Genomic DNA, 6384 nt, shown 5'->3' on the forward strand with positions numbered 1-6384 from the left:
CGGCACGCTGGTGATCAAGATGGCGCATATTCGCCTCGGGCCGCGCGCGAAGTCGCAGCCCTCTTCACTCGGCTTACTGTGGCTTTAGTCGTTGCCAGCTTTGCTCGTGGCACCAGTGTGAGGCGGGATCGATGTAGCTTCGCAGGAGCGCGCTGTGCTCGCCGTCGCTGGAGCCGTGGAGTTCCTCGGTGGCGATCTTGCGGGCGACGCCGGCGAGTAGGTCGGCGATCTGGACGCGTGGCTCTGATCGCGAGTCGACCTGCCGCAGGTGGATGAACTGGCCTTGCCCTGGCGGACGCAGTAGCTCAACTGGCGGGCTGGCGAGGGTCTGCTCCAATCCCGCCAGGCGTCGTTTGGTCAGCGCCGATTGTTCGTCGTGGACGATGGTCACCGTCTGCTGGTCGCTGCCCCAGTGCAGAACGGTCCGGGCGATGGCTGGGATCAGAGGTTCCAACGCTGGTTGCAGGACCTGGCTTTCGAGCAGATGGACGCGTGCGTCGTACGCGGTCGGTCTCGCCTGTCGAAGCACATCGAGGATTTCGCCGACCTGGTTCTGGCCATCCAGGCGGTGAAGCGCGTCGACCTGGGCGAAGAACGCGTCGACAGGCCCCCGCACCACCGGCCGCCGGGTTCTTTTGAGCACCGTGTTGGATGTCGCGAGGAAGGCGCGCCACCGCTCGTGGCCGAACGCGTCCTCGCCGACGCGGCATAGCGTGCGGGCCATGTCTACCAGGCGCGGGTCCTGCACCAGGCCCGCGCTGGCGGTGTCGACGTATCCGCCAACGAACACGTCGAGGATCCTGCAGACCACGAAGAAAGTCTTGTCGGTCAGATGCACCCGAGCCTTGCCCTGAAGGGGACCCTCGGCCCCGAGAAGCCAGGTCACGTTGGACTGGCGCCCGGCGCGGAGCAGATGCGACGCCTTGTATTCCAGCCCGCGGGACCGGACCCGGCCGCTGAGTGCCTGGATGCTCGCCTGCGCCGCCTCAACGCTCAGGCACACGCTGGCGTACGCCATGACCTCGGAACTCCCGGCAACCAGATTCGTGCCTTCCCAGCCCGACTCGTCGCACGCGATCTCGGTCGCGTGCTCGGCCCAGAGTTGTTCCGTTGCCACAGCCATCTACCCCTGGTGCTCGAACGTTGACATCGGCGTGCGATCACACCCCGATGCTCACGTCAGCAGAGCGACCAGAAGACATACGCCCATCATCCGCACCCGGCACGGACTCCGCCAGCGAAATTCCGGCAGGTTATCCGTGTGGTCGGGCAGCGTTGTCGTGTCAGGGCTTGCGGGCGACGCCGCAGAGTCCCCACCGCGACCCGTCACTGTCAGCGGCTTCGGGATCCTCGGCACCCCAGAAGCCGGTGAAGGTGACTCCCGGCTCGGCGCCGTCATAGGGCGGGAGCAGCTCCAGGCCGTCGAACAACCGCTCCACGTCCTGCCTCCTCCGAAAGTAGAGATTCTCGCTGGCGTTGTTGTAGACCGACAGGAACGCCGCGACTCCCTCGGGGGGCACGTTGTCGGAGGTGATGTGGGAGAGGCAGAGGTAGCTGCCCGGCGTCAGCGCGTTCATGTACTGCTTCATGAGGCCCCACGGGTCAGCCTCGTCCGAGACGAAGTGGACGACCGCCGCCATCATCAACGCCACCGGCTCGTCAAAGTTGATCAGCGAACGCAACTCCGGGTTGCCCAGCACACTGTCGGGGTCTCGTAGATCCCCAGTGATGAACTCGGTGTTGTCAACGCCTTCCAGCAGCGAACGCGCATGCGCCAGGATCATGGGGTCGTTGTCGACGTAGACCGTGCTGGCGTCCGGCGCGACGCTCTGCACCGCCTCGTGCGTGTTGTTACGCGTCGGGAGTCCCGCACCGATGTCGATGAACTGCCGGATACCGACCTCCGCCGCCAGCTGCTTGGAGGCGCGCTGCAGGAATCCCCGGTTGGACCACACGATGTCGCCGAGCTCGGGAACCGTCGCGAAGATCTTGTCGCCGGCGAGTCGATCGACCTCAAGGTATTCGGTCCCGCCGAGGTAATAGTCATAAAGCCGTCCCGCGCTGGGGACGGTCGGGTCAACGCCTGGGGGAAGGTCCTGCGCCTCGCTCATCTCGCCTCCAACAAGATCGTCATCGTGCGCAGTCTGCCACGATGATCAGCTGCCAGTCGGGCGACTTCCAGCTGGGTCTCCGCCGTGATCTTCCTTCCGCCGATTATGGTACGGATTGCCCGTCTTGGGAGCCCTCCGTGTGCGGACGGAGACCGGTGATGCGGCCGGCCAGGTCGGCGACGTTGGTCTGTGGGGTTCCGCGTAGCTGACACGTTGGAGTGAGGACGTCGAAGTCGTGCAGCAACGCCCATCCGAGCAGTCGTAGAGCTATGCCGTCGACGGGTTCCTCGAGGTCGAGTCCATAGCCTGTCAAGAGGCGGTGAACACTCCCGGGCTCGCCCTGCAGCAGTCGAAAGCAGGCGTCTGCCAGGTCGTACCAGGGATGCCCGGCGTACATCTCGTTGAGATCGATGATCCCCGTCACGGCGCCAACCGCTTGGTCGACTAGGACGTTCTCGCTGTGGACATCACCGTGGATCAGGCTGGTTGGGGTTGCGGCGTCGACCTCGGTGAGGGTTGTGGCGGCCAGCCTGTGAAGGTCTGGCCGCATGGCTGGTGGGAAGCCTGCGAGCCGTCCATCATTCTCGCCGAGATGGCTCAGTTCATCACGGATCAGGTGCAGAAAGGCGTCCCAGCCAGAACCCAGATGACCCCCGCGACCTGTATGGGGGATCGCGTGCCAGCGGCGAAGGAGTGCGCCAAGGTGCGAGGCTGCTCGCTCCCTCCGCCGTCTCGACATGGCTGGCCCGACTCTTGACCATGGTTGGCCGGGAGCGTTGGTCTCGATGAGCCAGGCCCAGCCAGGCCGCGTGGCTGCCGGCGAGGGGAGCGCGCCGTGAGCAATCAGATCGGGCACCGGCAGGCCGTGGCCCGCGATGACACCATGAGCCTCAATCTCCAGTTCGTAGCTTCTGGTTCCACCCCATTGATCGGGGTAGACCGTGGCAACGGCATCGAGGTCACACGCCAGCGCTGTTGGGTACTGGGACGGACCGAGCATCTCAACCGACCCGGTGCTGGGAAGGCCAGCGGCATCGAGCGCATGACGGATCGCCTCGAGCCACAGCGTCGGGTGGTTTCGCGCCGCCCAGTACTCCTCGAACGAACTGAACGTCGGCAGCAAGGGAGCGACATCGCCGGACACAGACCTGGACGCTAGCAACGGCAACTCATACGCCGCACTCGGTTATACCCGAGTCGGTGGTCAGGCGGCGCCGATCGTGTCGAGCTCGGCGATCGCGTCGGGCGGCAGCATCAGGTTGGCTGCGGCGAGGTTGTCGCGAAGGTGGGCCACCGACGAGGTGCCGGGGATCAGGACGGTCGTGGGTGAACGCTGCAGTAGCCAGGCCAAGGCGACCTGCTGCGGCGAGGCGTTCAGGCGCGCTGCCACGCTCGTGAGGGTTTCGGACTGCAGCGGGGTGAAGCCCCCGAGCGGGAAGAACGGCACGAAGGCGATGTTGCTGGCCGCGCACCTGTCGATGAGCGCGTCGTCCTGCCGCCGGGCCAGGTTGTAGAGGTTCTGCACCGCGACGACGGGTGCGATGGTCTGTGCCTCTGTGAGCTGGACGTCGGAGACCCCGCTGAGGCCAAGGTGACGGATCAGGCCCTGTTTCCGGAGCTCGGCCAGTGCGCCGAACATCTCCGCAACGGACTCCTCAGTCGTGCCCTCGTGCGAGCGCAGGCGCAGGTAGACCACGTTCAGGACGTCCAGGCCGAGATGCTGAAGGTTCTCATGCACCTGGGCGGTGAGGTCGGCGGGATCCAGGGACGGGTTCCAGCTGCCGTCCGCGCCACGACGTGCGCCGACCTTGGTGGCGATGTGCAGACTGTCTGGGTACGGGTGGAGTGCCTCCTTGATGAGTTCGTTGACCACAGTCGGCCCGTAGAAATCGGCGGTGTCGAGGTGGGTGATGCCCAGCTCGACGGTCATACGTAGCACGGCGAGCGCCTGGTTCCGGTCTTTGGGCGGTCCGAACACGTTGGGTCCGGCCAACTGCATGGCGCCGTAGCCCATCCGGGTGATGGTGAGGCCCTCCGCGAGGGCGAGCGTCCCCCCGGGCACGCTGGTGGTCATGTCATGCCCTTCGTAGCTTCCTATGGAGCCATGTATGACATGCCCGGCAAGGACGGCACCAATGCGCTCGGAGAGTTCCTGCGTGCCCGGCGTGAACGCACACAACCCGTAGGAAGCCGGGTGGATTGACCCGTGATCTTTCGTCCTTCAGCCTGGCTTTGACGATGTGGCCTGGCGCTGGGCTTTTCGTGCCCGGAGCTTCTCCAGAGCGCGCTGACGGTCGTCGGTATCGCCGTACCTCGTGAGAACAGAACCAGGCCGCGTTTTGGTCATGCGTGATCGGCCGCTGTAGCCGAGATGCGTGTAGAAGCCGCGTACGTCGGGACCGGAGCCGAGGCTGATCGTGCTGACGCCGAGATTCACCGCTTCCGCTTCGATCGCCTCGATGAGGCGCCGCCCGAGGCCCTTGCCGCGCTCAGCCCGAACCACGGCAATGAGCCGGAGCGTGGCGTGATCACGGCCGAGGGATTCTTCTCCGGCCCTGAAGGCGAGGGCGCCCGCCTACGATCTGATCAGGATGGCGCTCCGCGACCAACATGAGCCTCCGGTCTTCTGGGTACCTGCGAGCCAGGTCGGCAATCCTGCGATCGCGGTGGGTGAACGGCGCAGGAAATTCTGCACCGAGTAGGTCGAAGACACTGGCTAGCTCCGGCGCCGAGTTCACCGGTCGGATCGTGAAAGCCATGATCGGGGTTTACTACGTGAGCTTCAGGAATTCAATCCAATTATGAGTTGCTCAACCGTCCCCGCCAGGGCGGTCGGGCTGTTTCTCCAGCAGGCGCACGAGTGCCGGTTGGACGGTGGGTAAGGGCTTTGGGACATGGAATGTTGGCGCGTGGCCACTACCGTCGACGACATCAACATGACGATCTACGGCTGTAGTTTTAGGTGCGGGTGGGGCGTTGGTTGATGTCGATCCAGGGTGGGGGTATGTATTCGGGTCTGCCGTTTGGTCCCATGCGGGCTTGCCAGTCGCTGTTGTGGATGAGGTTGTGGTGGGCTCCGCAGAGGAGGACGCCGTTGTTGAGGTCGGTTCTGCCTCCGTCTGCCCAGTGAACGAGATGATGTGCATCGCACCATTTGGTGGGGCGGTCGCACGCCGGGAAGTTGCATTCCATGCCGTCGCGGATGCCTAGTGCGTGGCGTTGGGCGGTGGTGAAGAAGCGGGTGGTGCGGCCGAGGTCGAGGACTTGGCCTTTGCTGTTGAGGACGGCGGGGATGACGTCGGCGTCGCAGGCGAGGAGTCTGGCGGTTTCGGCGGAGATTTGTTCGCCGCTGTCCAATGTCGCGTAGCCGATGCCGGTGACGAGTTGGGCCAGTGTCATGGTGATGATGATCTGCGGCTTGGTCCCACCCCTGGTAGGGGCTTCACCCGCGGCGAGGGTGAGGTCGAGTAACTCTACGAAGGCGTCGCCCAGGCGGCGGGAGGCGGTGCGGGTGTCGGGTCCGTTCGCGTCGGTCTTTCGTGGTCTGGCCAGTGGGTCGAGGAGTGCTTTGAGGCGTGCCATTTCATCAACGGGCAGTTGGACGCGGGCGGACTGCAAACCTGGCCCGGAGTGGGAGAACGTGATCGAACGCTTCTGTTCAGCCCGCTTGCGTTCCCGCTCCAACTGCTCACCCAACCGCCGCTCAGCATCCTCGGGGTCGATGGCCTCGTACAGCTGGATCCCCAACTGCCGTAGCTCTTTCGGATCGTGCTGGGTCGCCAACTCCAGCAGGCGCGCTTCGCCCTCGCGTTTGAGTTCGTCGCTGATGTCCTTGGGAAGCAGGTTGATCGACTCGCGGATGATCTTCGCATGCAGGACCGAGATCCTGCCCGCGGCAAGAGCTTGGCCGGTGGCTTGAAGGTTGGTCTCCAACGCCTTGGCCAGTTTCACGTCCGCGCCGATCGCACCGGGGTGAAGGTGCAGCTTGTGCCGCAGCCACGCGGCCGTCGACGTCTGAACCGCCCCGGAGTGTCCGGAGGCTCGGGTTTGTGTGTCAGGCGGCCTTGGTGTGGCCGGTTCGGTGAGTGTAGTGAATCTGTTCTACCTGGAGGGGTGTCAGATCGTCGAGGGCTTGGTGGGGCCGTTCGGTGTTGAACCAGTGGACCCATTCCAGGGTCGCGATTTCGACGTGTTCGAGGGTGGGCCATGGCCCGTCTGGGCGGATGAGTTCGGTCTTGTAAAGGCCGATCTGGGACTCGGCGAGTGCGTTGTC

Annotated in this window: 5 protein-coding genes and 2 pseudogenes; all 7 read right to left on the bottom strand. The window is 64.8% G+C overall.

The window, feature by feature from the left end; genetic code table 11:
• Positions 1-73: 73 nt before the first annotated feature.
• A complete protein-coding gene (locus B141_RS44410) occupies positions 74-1123 on the bottom strand; it encodes a hypothetical protein (RefSeq protein ID WP_020579753.1) in 1050 nt (349 codons plus the stop codon).
• 160 nt (positions 1124-1283) lie between these two features.
• A complete protein-coding gene (locus B141_RS0134555; protein WP_020579754.1) occupies positions 1284-2111 on the bottom strand; it encodes an SAM-dependent methyltransferase in 828 nt (275 codons plus the stop codon).
• A 103-nt stretch (positions 2112-2214) separates the two neighbouring features.
• Positions 2215-3255 (bottom strand): phosphotransferase family protein, encoded by a 1041-nt coding sequence (locus tag B141_RS0134560; protein ID WP_020579755.1) that lies wholly within the window; start codon positions 3253-3255, stop codon positions 2215-2217.
• Positions 3256-3315: 60 nt separating this feature from the next.
• A complete protein-coding gene (locus tag B141_RS0134565; protein ID WP_020579756.1) occupies positions 3316-4185 on the bottom strand; it encodes an oxidoreductase in 870 nt (289 codons plus the stop codon).
• A gap of 147 nt (positions 4186-4332) precedes the next feature.
• Positions 4333-4671, bottom strand: a pseudogene (locus tag B141_RS0134570) (GNAT family N-acetyltransferase); the annotation flags it as partial.
• Between the two features lie 398 nt (positions 4672-5069).
• Positions 5070-6113, bottom strand: a pseudogene (locus B141_RS46560) (HNH endonuclease signature motif containing protein); the annotation flags it as partial.
• A gap of 52 nt (positions 6114-6165) precedes the next feature.
• The coding region (locus B141_RS51955) for an integrase core domain-containing protein (protein WP_020579760.1) at positions 6166-6384 on the bottom strand (219 nt) is incomplete at its 5' end.

The sequence above is a fragment of the Actinopolymorpha alba DSM 45243 genome (assembly GCF_000373925.1).
In the GTDB taxonomy this organism is placed as follows: Bacteria; Actinomycetota; Actinomycetes; order Propionibacteriales; family Actinopolymorphaceae; genus Actinopolymorpha; species Actinopolymorpha alba.

Excerpts from the sequence above, each read along its gene's own strand:
- B141_RS0134555 (WP_020579754.1), bottom strand. The coding sequence starts at position 2,111 with ATGAGCGAGGCGCAGGACCTTCCCCCAGGCGTTGACCCGACCGTCCCC.
- B141_RS0134565 (WP_020579756.1), bottom strand. The coding sequence starts at position 4,185 with ATGACCACCAGCGTGCCCGGGGGGACGCTCGCCCTCGCGGAGGGCCTC.
- B141_RS44410 (WP_020579753.1), bottom strand. The coding sequence starts at position 1,123 with ATGGCTGTGGCAACGGAACAACTCTGGGCCGAGCACGCGACCGAGATC.